A 20,064-nucleotide genomic window follows, 5' to 3' on the forward strand; every position below is an offset into this window, starting at 1 on the left:
CGGGGGCGTGACCGAGAAGGGAGCCCGGCGATGGCCGTGGATCCGACCGATCCCGAGACGTTCGAGGAGGACGAGGGCGTGCAGGAGGGCCTGGAGTACGACGTCGAGGCGCCGGAGGTCGACGCGACCGAGCAGCAGACGGAGGTGCGGCTGGAGGAGGACGACCCGCTGACCGATGTCGACCCCGGCCGCGCGAACGAGGCTGACCTGGTGGAACAGACCCGTGTCGTCTCGCTCGACGAGGACGACTACCGGTGAGGAGCGCTCCGGCCGGGACGTCGGCGACCGGGACGTCAGCGACCCGGAAGGGGACAGTCCTTGCCCGCTCCGACAGCGTTTGAAACCGTCCGTACCACTTCTTCCGCTGTCCGGTCCGTGAAATCCTGCACGTGCACCGCGCACATCAGGATTACCGAAAAGTACGATGGCGGCGCGGCTCACCCCGCATGTGGACGACAATGGGAGGCGGCGTGACAGCCATCGAGCAGACGGACGCGGTACGTCCGAGGGGTACACGCCTTCCGCGCCGTGCCCGGCGGAACCAGTTGCTGGGCGCCGCCCAGGAGGTCTTCGTCGCGCAGGGTTACCACGCGGCGGCGATGGACGACATCGCCGAGCGCGCGGGTGTGAGCAAGCCGGTGCTGTACCAGCACTTCCCCGGCAAGCTCGACCTGTACCTGGCGCTGCTGGACCAGCACTGCGAGGCGCTGATCCAGTCGGTGCGGCACGCGCTGGCGTCGACGACGGACAACAAGCAGCGCGTGCGGGCGACCATGGACGCCTACTTCGCGTACGTCGAGGACGACGGCGGTGCCTTCCGCCTGGTCTTCGAGTCGGACCTGACGAACGAGCCCGCCGTGCGCGAGCGCGTCGACAAGGTCACCAACGACTGCGCGGAGGCCATCTGCGACGTCATCGCCGAGGACACCGGCCTGTCGCGCGCGGAGTCGATGCTGCTGGCGTCGGGGCTCGGCGGGCTCGCCCAGGTGGTGGCGCGGTCCTGGCTGCACAGCGACCGCAGTGTGCCGCGCGACCAGGCGGTGCAGCTGCTGACCTCGCTGGCCTGGCGGGGCATCGCCGGGTTCCCGCTGCACGGCAGCGACCAGCACCACTGACCGGCGGGAGGCCGGCGGTCGTTTGTTCCCGCCGGCTGTTCGCTGTTGGCGTTGCCGGGCGGAGCGTGCGGATCCCCTCACCGGGCTAATGTGTGCAGGTACGGCGCGGAAGGTCGCGCACTTCACTGACCGTCGGAGGGACATAGCCGTGGAGGTCAAGATCGGCGTGCAGCACGCGCCCCGCGAGATCGTTCTGGAGAGCGGTCAGAGCGCCGAGGAGGTCGAGCGCGTGGTGAGCGAGGCGCTGGCCGGGAAGTCGCAGCTGCTGAGCCTCGTGGACGAGCACGGCCGCAAGATCCTGGTCCCGGCCGACCGTCTCGCCTACGTCGAGATCGGCGAGCCGGCCCCGCGCAAGGTGGGCTTCGGCGCGCTGTAGGGCGGGCCGGGAGCGGAACGCGCAGGAGAGGGGCCCGGCGGTTCTCACCGCCGGGCCCCTCTCTCGTGTCCGGGTCCGGTCCGGGACCGGGAAACCCCCGGACGGCCTACACCCGATGCCGTCCGGAGTGGATTGGATTCCGCAGGTCAGGGGTAAGTCGGGACAGGACAAAAACCTGGACGAGCAGGCCGGCCGTGTGGGAGGGACCCCGACATGCTTCTGGAAGCGCTCAGCTCCGCGATCCTCGGCCTGGCCCTGGCGTGGGGGGCGTACCACCGCCTGTCGCACCGGCTCCCCCGGCGCGCGCTGGTCCTGGCGACCGGTGTGGCCGGAGCGCTCTTCGGCGCCTTCCTCATGAACACCGCGCTGGACGCGGGCAACCTGCTGACGATGCTGCTCGGCTCGGCGATCGTCTCGGCCGCCTCGCTGTCCCTGCTGCTGCGCCCCGCGGGCCGCCTCCGCCACTCTGCGACGGCCTGACCGCCCTTGCCGGACGGTCGCCCACCTCCTCGGCCGGGCACCGGAACGCCGGCCACCGCGACCGACCGCCTCCCCGGCCCCGCCCCGTCGGCCACCAGGCTCCGTCCGCCCTGCCGAGCCGTCGTCCGCCTCTTCGGCCGGACACCGGGCACCGGCCACCGCGACCGACCGCCTCCCCGGCCCCGTCCGGCCGGCCACCAGGCTGCCGTGCGCCCCGCCGGACCGCACCGGGGCCACCGTCGTCGGGCCGCCGCCCCTGACGCCTCCCCCGGGGGACCGTCCGGCCGCGGCGGTCGGGCACCTGCGCCGGTGCCGTCAGGCGGCCAGACCCAGCGCCGCCATCCGCTTGGTGTGGGCCTCCGTGATGCGGGAGAACATGCGGCCGACCTCCGCCAGGTCGAACCCGTCCGCGACGCCGCCCACGAGCATCGTCGACAGCGCGTCCCGGTCGGCGACCACCCGCTGGGACTGGGACAGCGCCTCGCCCATCAGCCGGCGCGCCCACAGCGCGAGCCGTCCGCCGACGCGCGGGTCCGCCTCGATCGCCGCGCGCACCTTCTCCACGGCGAAACCGCCGTGCCCCGTGTCGTCCAGGACGGCCAGGACCAGCGCGCGGGTGTCGGAGTCCAGGCGCGCCGCGACCTCGCGGTAGAAGTCGCTGGCGATGGAGTCGCCCACGTACGCCTTGACCAGGCCCTCCAGCCAGTCGGACGGCGCCGTCTGCTTGTGGAAGCCGTCGTAGGCGGCGACGAACGGCTCCATGGCCTGCGTCGGCTCCTCGCCGATCTCGGCCAGCCGGTCCCGCAGCCGCTCGAAGTGGTGGAACTCCGCCGAGGCCATCTTCGCCAGCTCCGCCTTGTCCGCCATCGTCGGCGCCAGCTTGGCGTCCTCCGCGAGCCGCTCGAACGCCGCCAGCTCCCCGTACGCGAGCGCGCCGAGCAGATCCACGACAGCGGCGCGGTACTGGGGGTCGGCGGAGGCGGCGGCCCAGTCCATGGCGGCGACGCCGGTCCGTTCGGCGGGGGTCTCGGGGGTGTCTGCGGCGTTGTCAGGGCTGTCAGGGCTCGTCATGCTGCGCACAATAGTCCGCCCGGCCCGCCCCGGAGGATCCCGGCCGATCGGTGTGACGACGGCTACGTGACCAAATCGGCCATGGCGTGTGCGCGAATCCGGGGTATGGTGGTAATGCGCCTGCTGAGCATTCCGACGTACTCGGACGTGCCCGACGGGCCGCATGCATATGAGGATGCCCGGTCGGTGGCCCGATCGGCTCCGACCCGACAGCCCTCTGAAGTCGTACGGCACATCGCGTACGGAGTCCGGAGGGACACCTCAGCGGTACGAGCGCTCGAGCGTCGGCAGTGGTCCCGTGTCCTACGGCCCCGACCGTATGGCAGCCGTCGTCCCCGGCACGGTCCCTACACGACCCCCGCGCTCGCCTCGCACCGCGCACACAGAAGAGGCAGCACCCTGACTACGACGTTCCGAGAGCTCGGGATCCTCCCCGAGACCGCCGAAGCCCTTGAAGCCGTCGGCATCACCACACCCTTCCCCATCCAGGAGATGACGCTCCCCGTGGCCCTGTCGGGCACGGACGTCATCGGCCAGGCCAAAACCGGCACCGGAAAGACGCTCGGCTTCGGCCTTCCGCTCCTCGATCGGGTCACCGTCCCCGCCGACGTGGAGGCGGGCCGCGCGAAGCCCGAGGACCTCACCGACACGCCGCAGGCGCTGGTCGTCGTCCCCACCCGCGAGCTGTGCACGCAGGTCACCAACGACCTGCTGACCGCCGGCAAGGTGCGGAACGTGCGCGTCACCGCGATCTACGGCGGCCGGGCCTACGAGCCGCAGGTCGAGGCGCTGAAGAAGGGCGTCGACGTGGTCGTCGGCACCCCGGGCCGGCTGCTCGACCTCGCCGGGCAGAAGAAGCTGGACCTGTCCCACGTCAAGGCCCTCGTCCTCGACGAGGCCGACGAGATGCTGGACCTCGGCTTCCTGCCCGACGTCGAGAAGATCATCAACCTGCTTCCGGTGAAGCGGCAGACCATGCTGTTCTCGGCCACCATGCCGGGCGCGGTCATCGGCCTGGCCCGCCGCTACATGTCGCAGCCCACGCACATCCGCGCCACCGCGCCGGACGACGAGGGCGCCACGGTCGCGAACACCAAGCAGTTCGTCTACCGCGCGCACAACATGGACAAGCCCGAGATGGTCGCGCGGATACTGCAGGCCGACGGCCGTGGCCTGGTCATGGTCTTCTGCCGCACCAAGCGCACCGCCGCAGACCTGGCCGACCAGCTGAAGCAGCGCGGCTTCGCCTCCGGCGCGGTCCACGGCGACCTCGGCCAGGGCGCCCGCGAGCAGGCCCTGCGCGCCTTCCGCAACGGCAAGGTGGACGTGCTCGTCTGCACCGACGTCGCCGCGCGCGGCATCGACGTCGAGGGCGTCACGCACGTCATCAACTACCAGTCCCCCGAGGACGAGAAGACGTACCTGCACCGCATCGGCCGCACCGGCCGCGCGGGCGCGAAGGGTACGGCGATCACGCTGGTCGACTGGGACGACATCCCGCGCTGGCAGCTGATCAACAAGGCGCTGGACCTGGGCCTCGGCGACCCGGCGGAGACCTACTCCACCTCCCCGCACCTGTACACGGACCTGGGCATCCCCGAGGGCACCAAGGGCGTCCTGCCCCGGTCGGAGCGCACCCGGGCCGGGCTGGAGGCGGAGGAGATCGAGGACCTGGGCGAGGTCGGCGGCCGTGGACCGCGCGGCCGTGACGGCCGTGACGGGCGCCGCGGTTCCCGTTCCGAGGAGCGTGAGGCGTCGCCGCGCACGCCGCGCCGCCGTCGCCGTACCCGTGGCGGGGCGCCGGTCGACGAGACGGGCCCGCAGTCCGCCGCGGCGGCCTCCGTGGACGCCGGGGAGACGGAGGCCGGTGAGGCCCCCGCGCGCACCCCGCGCCGTCGTCGCCGCACCCGCGGCGGGGCCACCGCCGCCGCGGTGAGCCCGGTGGAGCAGGGGGCGGCGGAGACCGCCCTCGACACGGCCGAGGGCCCGTCGGCGGACGGCCTCGAGACGCCCGCGGCCTCCGCCGAGAAGCCGCGCCGTCGCCGCACCCGCCGGTCGGCCGAGCAGGCCCAGGACGTGGCGGACCAGCCGTCGGTCCCGGAGCCCGCAGCCGAGGAGTCCGCCACGGCGGAGCCCGCTCCGGCGGAGGACACCGCGCCGCGCCGTCGCCGCACCCGCAAGACGGCCCAGACCGCCGAGACCGCCGAGACCGCCGGGACGGCGGTCGACACCGCCGAGGGCGTGACGGAGGTCGCCGAGGCCGCGCCGAAGCGCACCCGTAAGGCCGCCGCGAAGGCGGAGACCGCGGTCGAGACCGCCGAAGGCACCGTCACCGCCGAGGCCAAGCCGCGCCGCACCCGCAAGAAGGCGGTCGCCGCCGAGGCCGACGCCACGGCCGAGGCCGCAGAGGCCGCGCCGAAGCGCACGCGGAAGACCGCGGCCAAGAAGGCGGAGGCCGCCGTGGACGCGGCCGAGGGCGCCGAGACCGCGCCGCGCCGCCGGACGCGCAAGGCCGCCGAGGCGGAGGCCGTGGAGATCCCGGCGCAGTCCGCGCCGGAGGCCGGGGCCGCGGAGAAGCCGAAGCGCACGCGGAAGACCGCGGCCAAGAAGGCGGAGGCCGCCGTGGACGCGGCCGAGGGCGCCGAGGCCAAGCCGCGCCGCACCCGCAAGACGGTGCCGGCGCAGGCCGCTCCGGAAGGGGAGACCGCTGAGGCCACCGCGCCGCGCCGCCGGACCCGCAAGGTCGCCGCGTCCGCGCCGGAGGCCACGGAGACGGCGGAGCCGAAGGTCCGCCGCACCCGTAAGGCCGCGGCCCCCGCGGAGAGCTGACACCGCACCGACGCCGACGGCCCGGTCCCCGCTCGCGGGGCCGGGCCGTCGGCGTGTGCGCGCCCCGCTACCCTCACCCGGGTGATCACCACCTCCTCCCCCGCTCACCTCCCCGCCCTCCGCCCTCGCCGGCTCCCCACCGCGCGGGGCGAGTTTGCCGTCCTGGACGTTCCGCCGGCCGCCGGGACCCCGGCGCGGGGAACCGTGCTGCTCCTGCCCGGATACACCGGCAGCAAGGAGGACTTCACGCTGGTCCTCGCACCGCTCGCGGCGCGCGGCTACCGTGCCGTCGCCGTGGACGGGCGCGGCCAGCACGGGTCGGACGGCCCCGCCGACGACGAAGCGGCGTACGCACAGGACGAGTTGGCGAAGGACGTGCTGGCGCAGGCGCGCGCCTGCGACGCTCCCGTGCATCTCGTCGGCCATTCGATGGGCGGTCAGATCGCCCGCGCGGCCGTCGTGCTGGACCACTCCCCCTTCCGCTCGCTGACGCTCGTGTCCTCGGGCGCCGCCCGCGTCCCCGTTTCCCAGGAACAGCGGGTGAAGCTGCTGCGGGACGCTCTTGCGGTGATGTCGATGGAGGAGTGCTGGGAGGCGATCCTGGCGATGGGCCCGCCGGAGGAAGTGGGCGGCCCCGCACGCGGAATCGGCGGCCCGGAGCAGCTCAGGAAACGCTGGCTGAGCACCAAGCCCGCACAACTGATCGCCACCGGACGGCAGTTGTGCACCGAGCCGGACCGGGTCGCGGAACTGGCCGCCGTCCCGCTGCCGTTCCACGTCCTCTCCGGTTCGCACGACGACACCTGGCCGGTCCCGGACCTCGACGCCATGGCCCGCCGCCTGTCGGCCCGCCGTACGATCGTCGACGGTGCCGGTCACACGCCCACCGTCGACCGCCCCGTCCCCACCGCCCAGGCCCTCGCCGACTTCTTCGACACCTTGGCGGCCTCATGAACCACGCCCGCAGCGCCGGCGCCCTGATCCTGCTCTCGGCGGCCGTCGGCTGCACGTCGGGGGCGGACACCCCCGGCCGCCCCGCCCCCTCCCCGCCGGCCACCGCCGGCAGCGGTCCCGCTGCCCGGCCGAGCGCCCCGGTGACCCCGCCGGCGCTCGACGGCGGCACGGCCGGCGCGCACGGCCCCGCCCACGGCAACGCGGCCTTCTCCTACGCGCCCGGCGACCGGGGCGAGGTCCTGACCGTCGCCGTCAGCTGCCGGGGCGCCGGGACCGTGCAGGTGCGGATACCCGTGCTGCACGCGGACTTCCCGGTCGCGTGCGGCGCCGGGAAGCCCGCCGTCACGTCCCACACCCTCGCCCTGCCGGCCGCCCACCGGGCCGGGACCGTGCGCGTGACCGCACCGTCCGGCGTGACCTGGGCGGTCACCGTCGGCCGGGACGGCCCCGCGGAGATCCCGCCGGCCTAGTACTGCGCCTGCAGGTGGTCCCAGAAGCCGTCGCGGAGGGCGCGGCGGAGGTCGGCCTGGCCGCGGAGGGAGTACTGGAGGAGTCCTTCGGCCTCGACCAGGAGGTCCTGGTCGACGGAGCCGGGCAGGTACGGGTGGCCGGGGAGCAGTTCCATCATGGGTTCGCGGCCGCGCGAGACCAGCCACTTCGCGGCGATCTGCGCGCCGACGAAGCGGACGTCCTCGCGGGTGGGCCGGCCGCCCGCCGGTTCGTACGCGGGCGCCGTGCGCCGGGAGACGTAGGGCTTGAAGAAGTCCAGGTCGAGGGTGCGCTGGCTGTCGACCTCCCAGAGCAGCGGCTCGGCCTGGTTGCGGCCCTCGGGCGCCTCGATGCCCCACAGGTGGACCCGGGCGCCGTAGCCCTGGGCCGCCTCGACGGCGGAGACCAGGTCCTCGTCGCCGCCGAGCAGGGCCGCGTCGCTGATGGCGCGGTGCCGGGCCAGTGACTCCAGGTCGGAGCGGATCAGGGAGTCGACGCCCTTCTGCTGGTTGTTGGCGTTGAGGTTGCCGAGGCGGACCTTGACGTCGGGCAGTTCGGCGATGGACTGCTGCTCGGCGGTGTGGATGCGGCGCCGGGCGCCGTCGTACCAGTAGACGCGCAGCAGCCTGCTGTCGGCGAAGACGGTGCGGGCGCGGTCGATGAGCGCGTCGATCAGCCCCTCGGCGTCGAGGTCGAAGGCGCGGCGGTCCTCCGTCCCCGCGACGAGTCGCCCGGCGGCCGCGTAGAGGTAGCCGGCGTCCACGAAGATCGCGTGGGTCGAGGGCGTCTTGGCCACCTCGGCGAGCATGCGCTGGAGCAGCTCGTTCGTGCGGTCGATACGGGCGTGCAGGGCCGTGAGGTCGTCGTTCATCACCTGTCATTGTTCCGCTGGTCACGCTACGAACACAACCGGTCCCGGTCGGTCCTCTTCGAAAGCCTTACTCGTCAGTATTTAACCGATTGAAAGTTTTCCTTAGTGTAGGGAATGTTTGCACCACACAGCCCGTTGGACCCTGTGCGGCACACGGACCCGTCCGGTCCGTGGGCCTTCACCCAGTAGTTCTCCTTCAGGAGGATGACCAGACGAAGGGAGAAGCCCTTGCGCTTCGAAATCATGCGACTCGACGACATCGACGGCACGCCCGTGGACTCGACCGTCGTGGACGCCGCCTCCGTCAACCGCATCGTTCAGCAGGCTGCCGCCGTGGGGCAGCGTCTGTGGATCCGCCCGGCCGACACACCGGCCTCGTAACCCCCGCACCGCGGGTGGGCGGCCGTACGAGCCGCTTCCCGGTGCACTGTGCGCATGCTTGAGGAGCCCCCGTACCTGCTCGGTACGGGGGCTCCGGTGTGTCTCGCGGCACCGGGTCCGGGCGCGGGTCAGACGCCCTGGATCACCTGTGTGACGCCGTTGATGATCTGCTGGACGGCGATGGCGGAGAGCATCATGCCCGCCAGCCGTGTCACCAGCACCACGCCGCCGTCCTTGATGACCCGGATGATCAGCAGCGAGTAGCGCATCACCAGCCACAGGACGACGTGGATGGCGAGGATCGCCGACCAGACCGACACCTGCCCCGTGACGCTGTCGGCCTTCTCCACGGCGAGGATGACCGACACGATCGCGCCCGGCCCGGCCAGCAGCGGCATGCCCAGCGGGACCAGCGCGACGTTGACGTCCTTGGTCTGCTTGGGCTCGTCGGTCTTGCCGGTGAGCAGGTCCAGCGCGATCAGCAGGAGCAGCAGACCGCCGGCGATCATCAGCGCCGGGATGGAGACGTGCAGGTAGTCCAGGATCTGGTGGCCGAGCAGACCGAAGACGGTGATCACGCCGCCCGCCACACAGACGGCCTGGAAGGCCATGCGCCGCTGCGCCTTGGCCGGGCGGCCCGCGGTCAGCGCGAGGAAGATCGGGGTGATCCCCGGGGGATCCATGATGACGAAAAGGGTCAGGAAGAGAGAGCCGAAGACGGCGACGTCGAACATGACTGCCTTGCGCGAGAACGAGGAAGGAAAAGGGAGGGACGAAGAGAAAGGCGAGGGAGGGGGAGCAGGGGTGCGGGGCTCAGGACCCGCCGGCCCCCGCGGGGCTCAGGCCGCCCCGCCGGCCCCCGGCACCGGGAACGCTCCGGTCGCCCGCCGCGTGATCTCGCCGTAGATCTCGGGGTCCGTGGTGAACTCGCCGAGGACGCAGGTCTTCCGGCTGCCGTGGTAGTCGCTCGATCCGGTCACCAGCAGACCCAGCTCGCCCGCCAGGCCGCGCAGCCGCGCGCGCGTGCCGGCGTCGTGGTCCATGTGGTCGACCTCGATGCCGTCGAGACCGGCCTCGGCCAGCTCCGCGATCGCGGACTCCGGCACGGTTCGGCCCCGCTTGACCGCGGCCGGGTGCGCGAAGACGGCGACGCCGCCCGCGTTCTTCACCAGCCGTACGGCCTCGAAGGGGTCGGTCTCGTGCTTCGGCATGTACGCCCGGCCGCCGTCGGCCAGCCACTCCGGGGTGAACGCGTCGCTCACGCTCGCCACCACGCCGAGTTCGACGAGCGCGCTGGCCACGTGCGGGCGGCCCACCGAGCCGTCGCCGGCGATCCGGGCGACCTGCTCCCAGGTGACCGGCACGCCCAGTTCGTTCAGCTTGGCGATCATGCCCTTGGCGCGCGGCACCCGGTCGTCGCGGACCAGCTCGCGCTCGGCGAGCAGGGCGGGCTCCTCGGGGTCGAACAGGTAGGCCAGCAGATGCATGCTGACGCCGTCGAGGCGGCAGGAGAGTTCGGCGCCGGTGACCAGGGTGAGGCCCTGCGGCAGCGCCGCGAGCGCCTCGGCGTGGCCGCGCGTGGTGTCGTGGTCGGTGAGGGCGACGACGTCGAGTCCGGCCGCGGCGGCCTTGCGGACCAGCTCGGCCGGGGTGTCCGTGCCGTCGGACGCGGTGGAGTGGGTGTGCAGGTCGATGCGCACGACGCGTTCCTCCAAGCGTGACGGACGGAGGGGGACGCTCCAGGATAACCGGATTTTCGGCCACCCCTGTCACACCCGAACCCGCCAGGCGCCCCCTACATCACCGGCCGCGTCCGGCTACGCCTCCAGCAGGCGCGGCGACAGGGCGCCGCAGGGCACCAGCTCCACCTCGGCGCCGGCGTCCCGCAGGTCGGCGAGGACCAGCTCGTCGTACATCAGCAGCCCCGACTGCTCGGGCCACACCACGGCCCACAGCCACAGGCCGAGCGCCTCGCCCGCGAACACGGCGCGGTCGTCGGGCGTGCGGGAGACGTGCCAGAGCGGGGTGGGGCGTCCTGCGGCCAGCACCTTGACCGGGGGCGGCTTCTCGACGTCCATGGAGGGCCCGGGGTCCGGGCCGTCGATGCCCGCGTACCGCGCGCCGAGTCCGACGCCGAGCTCCTCGGCGACCAGGATGAGCTCGCCCATCCCGCCGAGCGGCCCGGGGCCGGTGCACGCGACGGCCGTCGCCCGGCCCCCGCTGCGGTCGTCGCCCGCGGACGCCACCCCCGTGAAGAGCCAGCCCACCGGCAGCGGCCACGGCATCCACACCGGCACCTCGGCGCGGCGCACGACGACTTCGAGGGCCTCGACGCTCGGCGGTATCACGGGCTGCAGCGGGTGCACGGTGCCGTGCGCAGCGCACTGCCAGGCATCCGAGAAGAGGCCGGGAGCCCTGACCCGGCCACCGCACTTCGGGCAACTGGGTTCGCCCCTCATAGGGCCCCACGGTCCTAGGTCCGCGGCGCCACGTCAAGGACGATCACCCGACCGGGCGGAACGGCGGCGCACGGACCGAGACGGACGCCCCGCGCACCGAGCACGCGTGGCCCGTCTGCCGCGTGCGCGTCCCGCCCCTCTCCGGCCGGCCGTCCGGCGCCTCCCCGCGTCCCGCGGCCGAAGCACCGGGCCGACGTGCTCACCGCCGGGGCGGAGGGGGCTTTCGGCCCCCGCACGCCACCGGGGTCGGCGTCTTCGCCAACCGAGCGTCCCGGCAGCGGCGTTGGTGAGCTTCCTCACTCCAGCGGCACGGACCTCCGGGACGGGTCCCTGAGGTCCGTGCCGTGGTCCAGCCACCGCTCCTGGAGCGCCTGGGCGCCGTGCACGCGCTTCCAGGCGGCCTCGTTCGGCGTCATCGGCAGCAGCGGCAGGAAGCGCACGGGCTCCAGGGGCGCGTCGAGTTCGAGGTCCTCCACCAGGCCGCCCGGCTCGGCGACCAGCACCGAGGTGAACGGGGCGCCGGGCCACAGCGGCTCCCCCACGTCGAGCGAGGCGCCGGGCGCCACGACGAGCCCCTCGACCTGCGGGGACGCGGCGAGCACGGCGAGCGGGCGGAGCACCTTGTCGGTGTCGGCGACGCCGCCGCGCACGGACAGCACCAGCTCGGCCCGGGGTCCCGCGACCGGGTCCGCGATCATGGCCGTGGGGTCCGCCATGGGCTGCGCGGACATGCCGAGGGTCGCGTAGCGCACGATGTCCCCCTCGTGGAACCGCAGCACCTCGATGCGGTCCGTGCCCAGGAAGGTGACCGCCGCGCGCGCGTCCGGTTCGCCCAGCGCGGTGCGCAGCCGGGCCTCGACCAGAGGAAGAACATCAGCCATGCGGCGAGCATAGAACTCGTCAGTACCGGGCAAAGCAAAGCCTTGACACAGCGGTCGGCTGATACGCTTGGCCGGTGGTTCGGGCAGCACGCCACAGCGGCGCCGCCCAGGCCTTCAGGGCCCTGGGGAAGTCCGCTCAATGCCCGAACGCCCGTATGGCACTCCCCGTTGACGGGGGAATCCCCCAGGGGATCACGATCGTCCCTCACGAGGGACCGGCCGGAGGAGGTGGGGCTGGCATGGACCGAAGTCGACCGTGCAGTATCACCCGCTCTTCCGCCCGCTGAGGCAGCTGTTCTCCTTTCGGCTCCCGCCTTTCGCTTCGCGCGTCTTCATCGGAAGAGCACTCGTTTCGTTCTGACCGATCTGCCCCAGTAGCTGTGTCAGCGACGAAGCTCGCCACCGCGACGGTGCGGTGCTGCCCGCTTTGTGGACGTGCCAAACATCCGCAGTCCAGGACGTCCTCATTCCGGGTTGTTCCACCCGTCGCCCCGGCGCCTTTCGTTGCCCGTTCGCGAAGGAGCCCGCCATGTCGATGATCCGCGACCTGCGCGCCGTGGTCCGTCCCTCCCGTGTCTCGCTGCGCAAGGACAGCGGCCCGTACGAGACCACGCGGGAGCGCGCGACGGCCACCGCCGTCGTCGACTGCGCCGTCTACCGGGACGGCCGCCGCCTGGACACCGAGGGCGGCCCGCTCGGCCCCCAGGACGCGATGCGCCGGGTGCGCCGCGACGGGGGCTTCGTCTGGATCGGCCTGCACGAGCCCACGGAAGCCGAATTCGCGGGAATCGCCGCCGAGTTCGGGCTGCACCCGCTGGCCGTGGAGGACGCCGTCCAGGCCCACCAGCGGCCCAAGCTGGAGCGCTACGACGACTCCCTGTTCACGGTCTTCAAGACCGTCCACTACCTCGACCACGACCGTGTCTCCTCCAGCAGCGAGATCGTGGAGACCGGCGAGGTCATGTGCTTCACCGGCCGGGACTTCTTCATCACCGTCCGGCACGGCGGCCAGGGCTCCCTGCGCGCCCTGCGCCACCGCCTCCAGGACGATCCGGAGCTGCTGGCCAAGGGCCCCTCGGCGGTGCTGCACGCCATCGCCGACCATGTGGTGGACGGTTACATCGCGGTCGCCGACGCCCTGCAGGACGACATCGACGAGGTCGAGACCAAGGTCTTCTCCCCCGGCCGCAAGGGCACCCCGCGCGGCACGGACGCCGGTGAGATCTACCAGCTCAAGCGCGAGGTGCTGGAGTTCAAGCGGGCCGTGGCGCCGCTGCTGCGGCCGATGCAGCTGCTCAGCGAGCGGCCGATGCGTCTGATCGACCCGGAGATCCAGAAGTACTTCCGGGACGTCGCCGACCACGTGGCCCGGGTGCAGGAGCAGGTCATCGGCTTCGACGAGCTGCTGAACTCCATCCTCCAGGCCAACCTCGCGCAGGCGTCCGTGGCGCAGAACGAGGACATGCGCAAGATCACCTCGTGGGCCGCGATCATCGCCGTGCCGACGATGGTGTGCGGGGTGTACGGCATGAACTTCGACTACATGCCGGAGACCCACTGGAAGTACGGCTACCCGGTGGTCCTCGGCGTCACGGTCGCCCTCTGTCTCGGCATCCACCGCATGCTGAAGCGCAACGGCTGGCTCTGAACCGGGCCCCCGCGCCTGGATAGGCTGGGCGCATGACAGGCGAGCTGCTCGACCGGGCCCTCATCGAGGAGGCCACGAAGAAGTCCGGCCTCATCTGGGTCGAGGGACCCGACGTCCCGGCCCGTCCGCTGTGGCACGTGTGGCACGAGGGCGCCGCCTACGTGGTCGGCGACGGCCCCGGTGAACAGCCCCTGACGGGACTCGCCGACGGGGTCCGGGCCGAGGTGACCGTGCGCAGCAAGGACAAGGGCGGCCGGCTGGTCACCTGGACCGCCGCGGTCCGTGAACTGGCCTCGGGCTCCGAGGAGTGGACGGCGGCCGTCGACGGCCTCAAGGGCAAGCGGCTCAACGCCCCCGACGGCGAGGCGATGCCGCAGCGCTGGGCCCGCGAGTGCCGGGTGCTGCGCCTGGAGCCGACGGGCGCGACGGCCGCGCTGCCCGACGGCGACCTCGCCGCGGTCCCGCCGCCCACCCCCGCGACGACCCGGACGCCGGCGCCGGCCGGGCCGCCGCGCCGGCCGGGCCGGCGTAAGCGGCGCGGCTGACGCGGCAGCGGCCCGGGGCACTCGGAGGGTCCCCCTGAACACGTTCAGCGCTCCAGCGGCGGCGCCCGCCTCCAGGTGGTGACGGTCACTGCCCTGCCAGGAAGGGCGTGACCGAAGTGGGCTGTCCCGCCGTCGGGTCGGGGCCGGCGTCCGCCCGGACGAAGATCCGTTCCGGTTGGGCGGTCCGTCGTCGCGACGGGGGACCCGCCGCTCGTCCAGGGCTCGGGAACCGGGCGAGCCGGCTGAGCGGTGGCGCTGTCACCGGTCCGGCCTCACGTGCTCATCCGGTCGTCCGGCCCTCGCCGATGCTCGCGCGTCCGCCGTACGACCACCCGCATCCGGATGGTCGTCCTCGCCTGGCCCCGCCCCGCTGAAAAGGACTCCTTGACTGTCATGCGCACTCCGTGTCACGGCCGTCGGACGGCGGCCGGCCCCGATGCTTGCCGGGTTCCGGCAGGTTCTCGCCATCGAGGCTGCCGCGGCCCGGCGGGGTGCGCGAGGAGCGGCTCGATCATCATGGTGGCGCGGGCCCGCGCTCCTGATGAAGGCCGGGGCACCGCCTCGAGCCGGTCGGCCGAAAGGCCGGAGAAGCCAGAGAGGGGGACGCGGTGGTCGAGTCCGTGGTCGATGTGGTCGGCGACGTGGTCACGTTGCTGATGGGACCGCTGATCGCGTGGATCGGCTGGAACACGTGGCGCAGGCCGGACGAGATTCCCTATGTCGCGTCGGGCGGACCACGGTGGACACAGCGCTGCTGGTCCGTCGGTTTCGTGCTGCTCGGGGGCACGGTCACAGCCCTCGGCTGGTTCGGCCTCGCCGGTCGCGAGGAGGTCTGGCCTGTCGGCCTGGTCCGCCTGATCGCCGCGGGGCTCATTGTCCCGCCGATGATGGTGGCGGCCGTGTCCCGGGCCCGGAAGCGTCGCAGATCAGCGGGAGGGCCGGGGCTCGGGTCGGGGTGACCGGCGTCCCCGCCTCGTGCCGGGCCGGCCGGTGAGCGCGCCCGCTCAGCAGCCGCGCTTCATCCCTGGTCGACAGGGCGGGGAAACGCGGTCTAGGAGGCCGGGAGCTGCTTGCCGTAGTCGAGGGTGTCGTCCTTGGACGGCTTCTCCAGCGGGAAGTCGGCGCCCCAGGCGGAGAAGGTGAGGGTGCCCGCCTCCCCGGCGCGCACCAGCCGCAGCGGATACGGCGTGCCCTCGAGGGAGACGTCCAGGGTGCCGCCGGCCCCGTCGTCGCCGGTGACCCGGACGGTGCGCACGCCGCCCTGCTCGTGGTGACCGTCCGTGCTGAGCTCCCCGTGCAGCGTCAGCAGACCGCCGAGCAGCACGTTCTTGTCGGTGAAGCCGATGAACTTGGTGTACGAGGGGTCGTCCTTGGGCACCTTGACGTACTTCGCGGCGAGCTTGTCCGCGGCCTTGGAGTCGCTCTCCCCGCCGCCGCTGCCCTTCCCCCAGAACGCGGCGTCGGCCTTCAGGAAGAGCTCCTGGCCGACCCGCAGCAGCCGGAAGGTCTGTCCCTGGGCGGTGACCGAGCCGATGCCGCCCTGCTCCTTCAGCCGCATGTCGAGCGTGTAGGCGCGGCCGCTGGTCTCCACCGTCCCGTGCAGCCGCACGGTGCCCACGGACGCGGCGGCCTTCTGGGCCTTGGACTGGATCTGGTCGGCGGGGAGCCTGCCGACGCCGTTCGTCCCCTCGTTCGGATCCTCGGAGCATCCCGTGAGCGCCGTCCCCGCCACGAGCAGTGCGCACACGGCGCCGGCCAGCGTGGCCCTGCGGGTACGGCCCTGGGAGATCGGAATCACAGGTGGGCTGCCTCTCTGACGGGGGACCTGAACGGCGTACCGCAGAGTACCGGGGCCGGTGACGCCGGACGGAGTCAGTCCGTCCGGACCGGCCACGGACGCACCGCCGATCGGGACGGGCTAGCCTGAAGCTCACCCGAGCGGGCAATCCGGATAACGGACGCACCAGGCAGCACACGGCAGGGAAGCACCCCGCACGCACGCAAAGGAGCCGCCGGAATGGCATCGGGCGCACCCCGGTTCTTCGTCTCGCACATCTCCGGTGTCGCCGTCTTCGACCCGGCGGGCGACCAGGTGGGGCGCGTGCGCGATCTCGTCGTCATCCTCCGCCCCGGCCGGCGTCCGCCCCGGCTGCTCGGTCTGGTGGTCGAACTCTCCACCCGGCGCCGCATCTTCCTGCCCATGACCCGGGTGACCGCCGTGCAGGCCGGCCAGGTCATCACCACCGGGGTGCTCAACGTCCGCCGCTTCGAGCAGCGGCCCACCGAGCGGCTGGTGTTCGGCGAACTGCTCGACCGGCGGGTGACGCTGGTGGACAGCGGCGAGGAGGTCACCGTCCTGGACCTGTCGGTGCATCAGCTCCAGGCACGCCGCGAGTGGGAGATCGACCGGGTCTTCGTGCGCAAGGGCAGGAAGGGCGGGGCGTTCCGGCGCGGCAAGGGCGAGACGCTGACCGTGGAGTGGTCCGCCGTCACCGGCTTCTCCCTGGAGGAGGACGGGCAGGGCGCCGAGAACCTGCTGGCCACCTTCGAGCAGCTGCGCCCCGCCGACCTCGCCAACGTGCTGCACCACCTCTCGCCCAAGCGGCGGGCGGAGGTGGCCGCCGCCCTCGACGACGACCGGCTCGCGGACGTCCTGGAGGAGCTGCCCGAGGACGACCAGATCGAGATCCTGGGCGTGCTGGCGGAGGAGCGGGCCGCCGACGTGCTGGAGGCGATGGACCCCGACGACGCGGCCGACCTGCTGGGCGAGCTGCCGGAAGCGGACAAGGAGCGGCTGCTGAGCCTGATGCGGCCCGCGGACGCGGCCGACATGCGCCGCCTGATGTCGTACGAGGAGCACACCGCGGGCGGGCTGATGACCACGGAGCCGATCATCCTGCGGCCGGACGCGACCGTCGCGGACGCCCTCGCCCGGATCCGCGAGCCCGACCTGTCGCCGGCCCACGCGGCGCAGGTGTACGTCTGCCGGCCGCCGGAGGAGACCCCGACGGGCAAGTACCTGGGCACCGTGCACTTCCAGCGGCTGCTGCGCGACCCTCCCTACACCCTGGTCGGCTCCATGCTGGACGACGACCTGCAGCCGCTGGAGCCGGAGGCGTCGCTGCCCGTGGTCGCCGGGTTCTTCGCCACGTACGACATGGTGGCGGCCCCGGTGGTGGACGAGGCGGGGTCGCTGCTGGGCGCGGTGACGGTGGACGACGTGCTGGACCACATGCTGCCGGGCGACTGGCGGGAGACCGAGTTCCATCTGGAGGAGGGGGAGGTGCCCGATGGCGGGTGAGCGCGACGGCGCGCGCGAACGGCTGCCGGCGGGGGCCACGGCCGCCGGACGGCCGCGGACGCCCCGGCTGGACCAGCCGCGCCCCCCTCGGCGGCGCATCCTGCCCGAGTGGGACCCGGACGCCTTCGGACGGCTCTCGGAGCGCATCGCCCGCTTCCTGGGCACCGGGCGGTTCATCGTCTGGATGACGGTCGTCATCATCCTGTGGGTGCTGTGGAACGTCTCCGCGCCGAAGGAGCTGCGGTTCGACGAGTACCCGTTCATCTTCCTGACCCTGGTGCTGTCCCTCCAAGCCTCCTACGCGGCCCCGCTGATCCTGCTCGCGCAGAACCGGCAGGACGACCGCGACCGGGTCAACCTGGAGCAGGACCGCAAGCAGAACGAGCGGTCGATCGCCGACACCGAGTACCTGACCCGTGAGGTCGCCGCGCTGCGCATCGGGCTCGGCGAGGTGGCCACCCGGGACTGGATCCGCTCGGAGCTGCAGGACCTGGTCAAGGAGCTGGAGATCCGGCAGAACGGCCACAAGGAGCAGCACGGCCCGCACCCGGCGATGCGGGCGGAACGGCCGCCGGGACGTGACGCAGACGACCGCTGACTTCCTTACCGGCGGGTGTACCCGGAGCCGTACCATCGTCCTTATGGCTACGGAAGACGCGGTGCGCGAAGCACTGGCGACGGTGAACGACCCCGAGATCAACCGGCCCATCACCGAGCTCGGGATGGTCAAATCGGTGGAGATCGGTGCGGACGGTGCGGTCGCGGTCACCGTGTACCTGACGGTCTCCGGCTGCCCCATGCGCGACACCATCACGCAGCGCGTGACGGACGCGGTCTCCCGCGTCGAGGGCGTGACCCGGGTCGACGTGACGCTGGACGTCATGAGCGACGAGCAGCGCAAGGAGCTGGCGAGCGCCCTGCGCGGCGGCCAGACCGAGCGCGAGGTGCCCTTCGCCAAGCCGGGCAGCCTCACCCGGGTCTACGCGGTGGCGTCCGGCAAGGGCGGCGTCGGCAAGTCCTCGGTGACGGTGAACCTGGCGGCGGCGATGGCGGCCGACGGCCTGAAGGTCGGTGTCGTGGACGCCGACATCTACGGCCACTCGGTGCCGCGCATGCTGGGCGCCGACGGGCGTCCCACCCAGGTCGAGAACATGATCATGCCGCCGTCGGCGCACGGCGTGAAGGTCATCTCCATCGGCATGTTCACCCCGGGCAACGCACCCGTGGTGTGGCGCGGCCCGATGCTGCACCGCGCGCTCCAGCAGTTCCTGGCGGACGTGTACTGGGGCGACCTGGACGTGCTGCTGCTCGACCTGCCGCCCGGCACCGGCGACATCGCGATCTCGGTCGCGCAGCTCGTGCCGAACGCGGAGATCCTGGTCGTCACGACCCCGCAGCAGGCCGCGGCCGAGGTGGCCGAGCGCGCGGGTTCCATCGCCGTGCAGACGCACCAGAAGATCGTCGGCGTGGTCGAGAACATGTCGGGGCTGCCCTGCCCGCACTGCGGCGAGATGGTCGACGTGTTCGGCACCGGCGGCGGCCAGACCGTCGCCGACGGCCTGACCCGCACCACCGGCGCGAACGTCCCGGTGCTGGGCGCCATCCCGATCGACGTGCGGCTGCGCGAGGGCGGCGACGAGGGCAAGCCGGTGGTGCTGTCCGACCCGGACTCCCCGGCGGGCTCGGCGCTGCGTTCCATCGCGGGCAAGCTGGGCGGCCGGCAGCGCGGCCTGTCGGGCATGTCCCTGGGGATCACCCCGCGCAACAAGTTCTGAGACCCGTGCACACGCCGGAGGGCGCCGTCCGCTGCGGACGGCGCCCTCCGGCGTTCTCGAGCGGCTGTGCGGACGCGCTCAGCCCTCGTACGCGGCGATGTCCTCCACCACGGCGAAGCCCAGCCCGTACGCGCTCATTCCCCGGCCGTACGCGCCGATGTGGACGCCGGTCCGGGTGGAACCGGCGAGCACCCAGCCGTACTCGGACTCCCGGTAGTGGAACGGCGTCGGCACGCCGTCCACCGGCAGGGACAGCGTCGACCAGTCCTCGCCCTCCAGGTCGTCGGCGAGCACCCAGGCGGTCTCCGTCTGCTGCTCCAGCCAGTCGTCGCGCAGGGAGTGGTCCATCTGGCCGGGCCAGGTGAAGGACAGCAGCCCCACGCCGGCGAGCCAGGCGGCGGAGGAGACCGAGGTGGCCTCCAGCAGGCCCGTGCCGTCGGCGCTGCGACGGACCGGGTTGGCGGCCACGGTCACCACGACCGCGAACTTCTCCTTGGCGTCCTGGTCGCCCCCGGCCGCGAACTCGCTGCGGACGGACGGCTCGTCGCCGTGTCCGACCGATCCGTGCTCCACGGCCCCGTCGGCCGACAGGCCGACCTGCATCAGCCAGCGCGCCCCCGTGAAGGCCTCGTCGAGGCCGTACCACGGGAAGGGCGCACGCAGGTAGCCGTCGACCGTACGCCGGGCGGAGGGGACTGGTTGTCCGTCCTCCGCGGCCGGCGCCTGTGCGACTGCCGAACTCGTCGTCTCCATGTGCCCGGACGCCTCCTCGCTCTCGTCGGACCGGGCGGCCCGCCCCCCTTTCGGGCGTACTCGTCCGTTCCGCACAACAACTCGGCAGCATAACCACCCTGCCGCCACGGGCAGGGAAACCGCCCGGCGCGTAGGG

The 20,064-nt window shown here is 72.9% G+C and carries 22 protein-coding genes; 14 read left to right on the plus strand and 8 right to left on the minus strand.

From position 1 onward, the window contains the following. The first annotated feature begins 30 nt into the window (after positions 1-30). The 4 genes from ACIQ8B_RS06600 to ACIQ8B_RS06615 all read left to right on the plus strand — a co-directional run bounded on the left by ACIQ8B_RS06600 (position 31) and on the right by ACIQ8B_RS06615 (position 1,971). A complete protein-coding gene (locus ACIQ8B_RS06600) occupies positions 31-258 on the plus strand; it encodes a hypothetical protein (RefSeq protein ID WP_403545748.1) in 228 nt (75 codons plus the stop codon). 212 nt (positions 259-470) lie between these two features. Then, positions 471-1,115: a TetR/AcrR family transcriptional regulator gene (locus ACIQ8B_RS06605; RefSeq protein ID WP_106416251.1), complete on the plus strand. Its 645-nt coding sequence runs from the start codon at positions 471-473 to the stop codon at positions 1,113-1,115. A gap of 148 nt (positions 1,116-1,263) precedes the next feature. Beyond that, entirely contained in the window at positions 1,264-1,491 is a 228-nt protein-coding gene (locus tag ACIQ8B_RS06610; RefSeq protein ID WP_106412574.1) for a DUF3107 domain-containing protein, read from the plus strand. Positions 1,492-1,704: 213 nt separating this feature from the next. Beyond that, positions 1,705-1,971, plus strand: coding sequence for a hypothetical protein (locus tag ACIQ8B_RS06615; protein WP_106416252.1), 267 nt, complete (start codon positions 1,705-1,707; stop codon positions 1,969-1,971). Between the two features lie 315 nt (positions 1,972-2,286). Here ACIQ8B_RS06615 and ACIQ8B_RS06620 read toward each other — a convergent pair whose 3' ends face one another. Beyond that, the gene (locus ACIQ8B_RS06620) at positions 2,287-3,042 is read right to left on the minus strand and encodes a ferritin-like domain-containing protein (protein ID WP_106412575.1); all 756 of its coding nucleotides are present in this window, start codon (positions 3,040-3,042) and stop codon (positions 2,287-2,289) included. 492 nt (positions 3,043-3,534) lie between these two features. Between ACIQ8B_RS06620 and ACIQ8B_RS06625 the strand changes: the two genes are divergently transcribed. From ACIQ8B_RS06625 to ACIQ8B_RS06635, 3 genes are all read left to right on the plus strand, one after another. After that, positions 3,535-5,871 (plus strand): DEAD/DEAH box helicase, encoded by a 2,337-nt coding sequence (locus ACIQ8B_RS06625; RefSeq protein ID WP_403545751.1) that lies wholly within the window; start codon positions 3,535-3,537, stop codon positions 5,869-5,871. Positions 5,872-5,952: 81 nt separating this feature from the next. Beyond that, positions 5,953-6,825, plus strand: coding sequence for an alpha/beta fold hydrolase (locus ACIQ8B_RS06630; RefSeq protein WP_403545752.1), 873 nt, complete (start codon positions 5,953-5,955; stop codon positions 6,823-6,825). Beyond that, positions 6,822-7,295, plus strand: a complete 474-nt coding sequence (locus ACIQ8B_RS06635; RefSeq protein ID WP_403545754.1) for a hypothetical protein — start codon at positions 6,822-6,824, stop codon at positions 7,293-7,295. Before ACIQ8B_RS06630 ends, ACIQ8B_RS06635 begins: the two co-directional genes overlap by 4 nt. Here ACIQ8B_RS06635 and ACIQ8B_RS06640 read toward each other — a convergent pair. After that, positions 7,292-8,185, minus strand: coding sequence for an NYN domain-containing protein (locus ACIQ8B_RS06640; RefSeq protein ID WP_290011043.1), 894 nt, complete (start codon positions 8,183-8,185; stop codon positions 7,292-7,294). The two genes, ACIQ8B_RS06635 and ACIQ8B_RS06640, sit on opposite strands and share 4 nt — an antisense overlap. 228 nt (positions 8,186-8,413) lie before the next feature. On the opposite strand from ACIQ8B_RS06640, the gene ACIQ8B_RS06645 reads away from it, so the two are divergent. Next, positions 8,414-8,566 (plus strand): hypothetical protein, encoded by a 153-nt coding sequence (locus ACIQ8B_RS06645; RefSeq protein WP_106412579.1) that lies wholly within the window; start codon positions 8,414-8,416, stop codon positions 8,564-8,566. Between the two features lie 128 nt (positions 8,567-8,694). Here ACIQ8B_RS06645 and ACIQ8B_RS06650 read toward each other — a convergent pair whose 3' ends face one another. From ACIQ8B_RS06650 to ACIQ8B_RS06665, 4 genes are all read right to left on the minus strand, one after another. Continuing rightward, positions 8,695-9,300, minus strand: coding sequence for a MarC family protein (locus tag ACIQ8B_RS06650; RefSeq protein WP_290011044.1), 606 nt, complete (start codon positions 9,298-9,300; stop codon positions 8,695-8,697). A gap of 105 nt (positions 9,301-9,405) precedes the next feature. Further along, the gene (locus ACIQ8B_RS06655; protein ID WP_403545757.1) at positions 9,406-10,266 is read right to left on the minus strand and encodes a PHP domain-containing protein; all 861 of its coding nucleotides are present in this window, start codon (positions 10,264-10,266) and stop codon (positions 9,406-9,408) included. A gap of 117 nt (positions 10,267-10,383) precedes the next feature. Continuing rightward, the gene (locus ACIQ8B_RS06660; protein WP_290011046.1) at positions 10,384-11,025 is read right to left on the minus strand and encodes a DUF6758 family protein; all 642 of its coding nucleotides are present in this window, start codon (positions 11,023-11,025) and stop codon (positions 10,384-10,386) included. 296 nt (positions 11,026-11,321) lie between these two features. Next, positions 11,322-11,906 (minus strand): suppressor of fused domain protein, encoded by a 585-nt coding sequence (locus tag ACIQ8B_RS06665; protein WP_403545760.1) that lies wholly within the window; start codon positions 11,904-11,906, stop codon positions 11,322-11,324. Positions 11,907-12,435: 529 nt separating this feature from the next. Here ACIQ8B_RS06665 and ACIQ8B_RS06670 point away from each other — a divergent pair. The 3 genes from ACIQ8B_RS06670 to ACIQ8B_RS06680 all read left to right on the plus strand — a co-directional run bounded on the left by ACIQ8B_RS06670 (position 12,436) and on the right by ACIQ8B_RS06680 (position 15,058). Beyond that, positions 12,436-13,554: a magnesium and cobalt transport protein CorA gene (locus ACIQ8B_RS06670; protein WP_106412584.1), complete on the plus strand. Its 1,119-nt coding sequence runs from the start codon at positions 12,436-12,438 to the stop codon at positions 13,552-13,554. A 32-nt stretch (positions 13,555-13,586) separates the two neighbouring features. Beyond that, positions 13,587-14,099 carry a hypothetical protein gene (locus tag ACIQ8B_RS06675; protein ID WP_403545762.1) on the plus strand — a complete coding sequence of 171 codons (513 nt, stop codon included), beginning with the start codon at positions 13,587-13,589 and terminating at the stop codon, positions 14,097-14,099. A 608-nt stretch (positions 14,100-14,707) separates the two neighbouring features. After that, positions 14,708-15,058, plus strand: a complete 351-nt coding sequence (locus ACIQ8B_RS06680; protein ID WP_290011049.1) for a hypothetical protein — start codon at positions 14,708-14,710, stop codon at positions 15,056-15,058. Between the two features lie 92 nt (positions 15,059-15,150). Here the strand turns inward: ACIQ8B_RS06680 and ACIQ8B_RS06685 are convergent, their stop codons facing one another. Beyond that, positions 15,151-15,897, minus strand: a complete 747-nt coding sequence (locus ACIQ8B_RS06685; protein ID WP_403545764.1) for a hypothetical protein — start codon at positions 15,895-15,897, stop codon at positions 15,151-15,153. A gap of 219 nt (positions 15,898-16,116) precedes the next feature. Here ACIQ8B_RS06685 and ACIQ8B_RS06690 point away from each other — a divergent pair, with 219 nt between their 5' ends. The 3 genes from ACIQ8B_RS06690 to ACIQ8B_RS06700 are packed head-to-tail and all read left to right on the plus strand — an operon-like array spanning position 16,117 to position 19,175. Next, a complete protein-coding gene (locus tag ACIQ8B_RS06690; protein WP_290011051.1) occupies positions 16,117-17,400 on the plus strand; it encodes a magnesium transporter MgtE N-terminal domain-containing protein in 1,284 nt (427 codons plus the stop codon). After that, a complete protein-coding gene (locus tag ACIQ8B_RS06695; RefSeq protein ID WP_403545767.1) occupies positions 17,390-17,998 on the plus strand; it encodes a DUF1003 domain-containing protein in 609 nt (202 codons plus the stop codon). The genes ACIQ8B_RS06690 and ACIQ8B_RS06695 overlap by 11 nt, the downstream gene beginning before the upstream one ends. Positions 17,999-18,041: 43 nt before the next feature. Then, positions 18,042-19,175 carry an Mrp/NBP35 family ATP-binding protein gene (locus tag ACIQ8B_RS06700; RefSeq protein WP_106412590.1) on the plus strand — a complete coding sequence of 378 codons (1,134 nt, stop codon included), beginning with the start codon at positions 18,042-18,044 and terminating at the stop codon, positions 19,173-19,175. 78 nt (positions 19,176-19,253) lie between these two features. Here ACIQ8B_RS06700 and ACIQ8B_RS06705 read toward each other — a convergent pair whose 3' ends face one another. Beyond that, positions 19,254-19,928: a hypothetical protein gene (locus tag ACIQ8B_RS06705; RefSeq protein WP_290011053.1), complete on the minus strand. Its 675-nt coding sequence runs from the start codon at positions 19,926-19,928 to the stop codon at positions 19,254-19,256. Between the last annotated feature and the right edge of the window lie 136 nt (positions 19,929-20,064).

The organism is Streptomyces sp. NPDC096105 (assembly GCF_044763335.1).
Classification (GTDB): domain Bacteria; phylum Actinomycetota; class Actinomycetes; order Streptomycetales; family Streptomycetaceae; genus Streptomyces.

Coding starts and splice junctions, on each gene's coding strand:
- ACIQ8B_RS06600 (WP_403545748.1), top strand. CDS start 31: ATGGCCGTGGATCCGACCGATCCCGAGACGTTCGAGGAGGACGAGGGC.
- ACIQ8B_RS06615 (WP_106416252.1), top strand. CDS start 1,705: ATGCTTCTGGAAGCGCTCAGCTCCGCGATCCTCGGCCTGGCCCTGGCG.
- ACIQ8B_RS06620 (WP_106412575.1), bottom strand. CDS start 3,042: ATGACGAGCCCTGACAGCCCTGACAACGCCGCAGACACCCCCGAGACC.
- ACIQ8B_RS06625 (WP_403545751.1), top strand. CDS start 3,535: ATGACGCTCCCCGTGGCCCTGTCGGGCACGGACGTCATCGGCCAGGCC.
- ACIQ8B_RS06635 (WP_403545754.1), top strand. CDS start 6,822: ATGAACCACGCCCGCAGCGCCGGCGCCCTGATCCTGCTCTCGGCGGCC.
- ACIQ8B_RS06640 (WP_290011043.1), bottom strand. CDS start 8,185: ATGAACGACGACCTCACGGCCCTGCACGCCCGTATCGACCGCACGAAC.
- ACIQ8B_RS06650 (WP_290011044.1), bottom strand. CDS start 9,300: ATGTTCGACGTCGCCGTCTTCGGCTCTCTCTTCCTGACCCTTTTCGTC.
- ACIQ8B_RS06660 (WP_290011046.1), bottom strand. CDS start 11,025: ATGAGGGGCGAACCCAGTTGCCCGAAGTGCGGTGGCCGGGTCAGGGCT.
- ACIQ8B_RS06665 (WP_403545760.1), bottom strand. CDS start 11,906: ATGGCTGATGTTCTTCCTCTGGTCGAGGCCCGGCTGCGCACCGCGCTG.
- ACIQ8B_RS06670 (WP_106412584.1), top strand. CDS start 12,436: ATGTCGATGATCCGCGACCTGCGCGCCGTGGTCCGTCCCTCCCGTGTC.
- ACIQ8B_RS06675 (WP_403545762.1), top strand. CDS start 13,587: ATGACAGGCGAGCTGCTCGACCGGGCCCTCATCGAGGAGGCCACGAAG.
- ACIQ8B_RS06690 (WP_290011051.1), top strand. CDS start 16,117: ATGGCATCGGGCGCACCCCGGTTCTTCGTCTCGCACATCTCCGGTGTC.
- ACIQ8B_RS06695 (WP_403545767.1), top strand. CDS start 17,390: ATGGCGGGTGAGCGCGACGGCGCGCGCGAACGGCTGCCGGCGGGGGCC.
- ACIQ8B_RS06700 (WP_106412590.1), top strand. CDS start 18,042: ATGGCTACGGAAGACGCGGTGCGCGAAGCACTGGCGACGGTGAACGAC.
- ACIQ8B_RS06705 (WP_290011053.1), bottom strand. CDS start 19,928: ATGGAGACGACGAGTTCGGCAGTCGCACAGGCGCCGGCCGCGGAGGAC.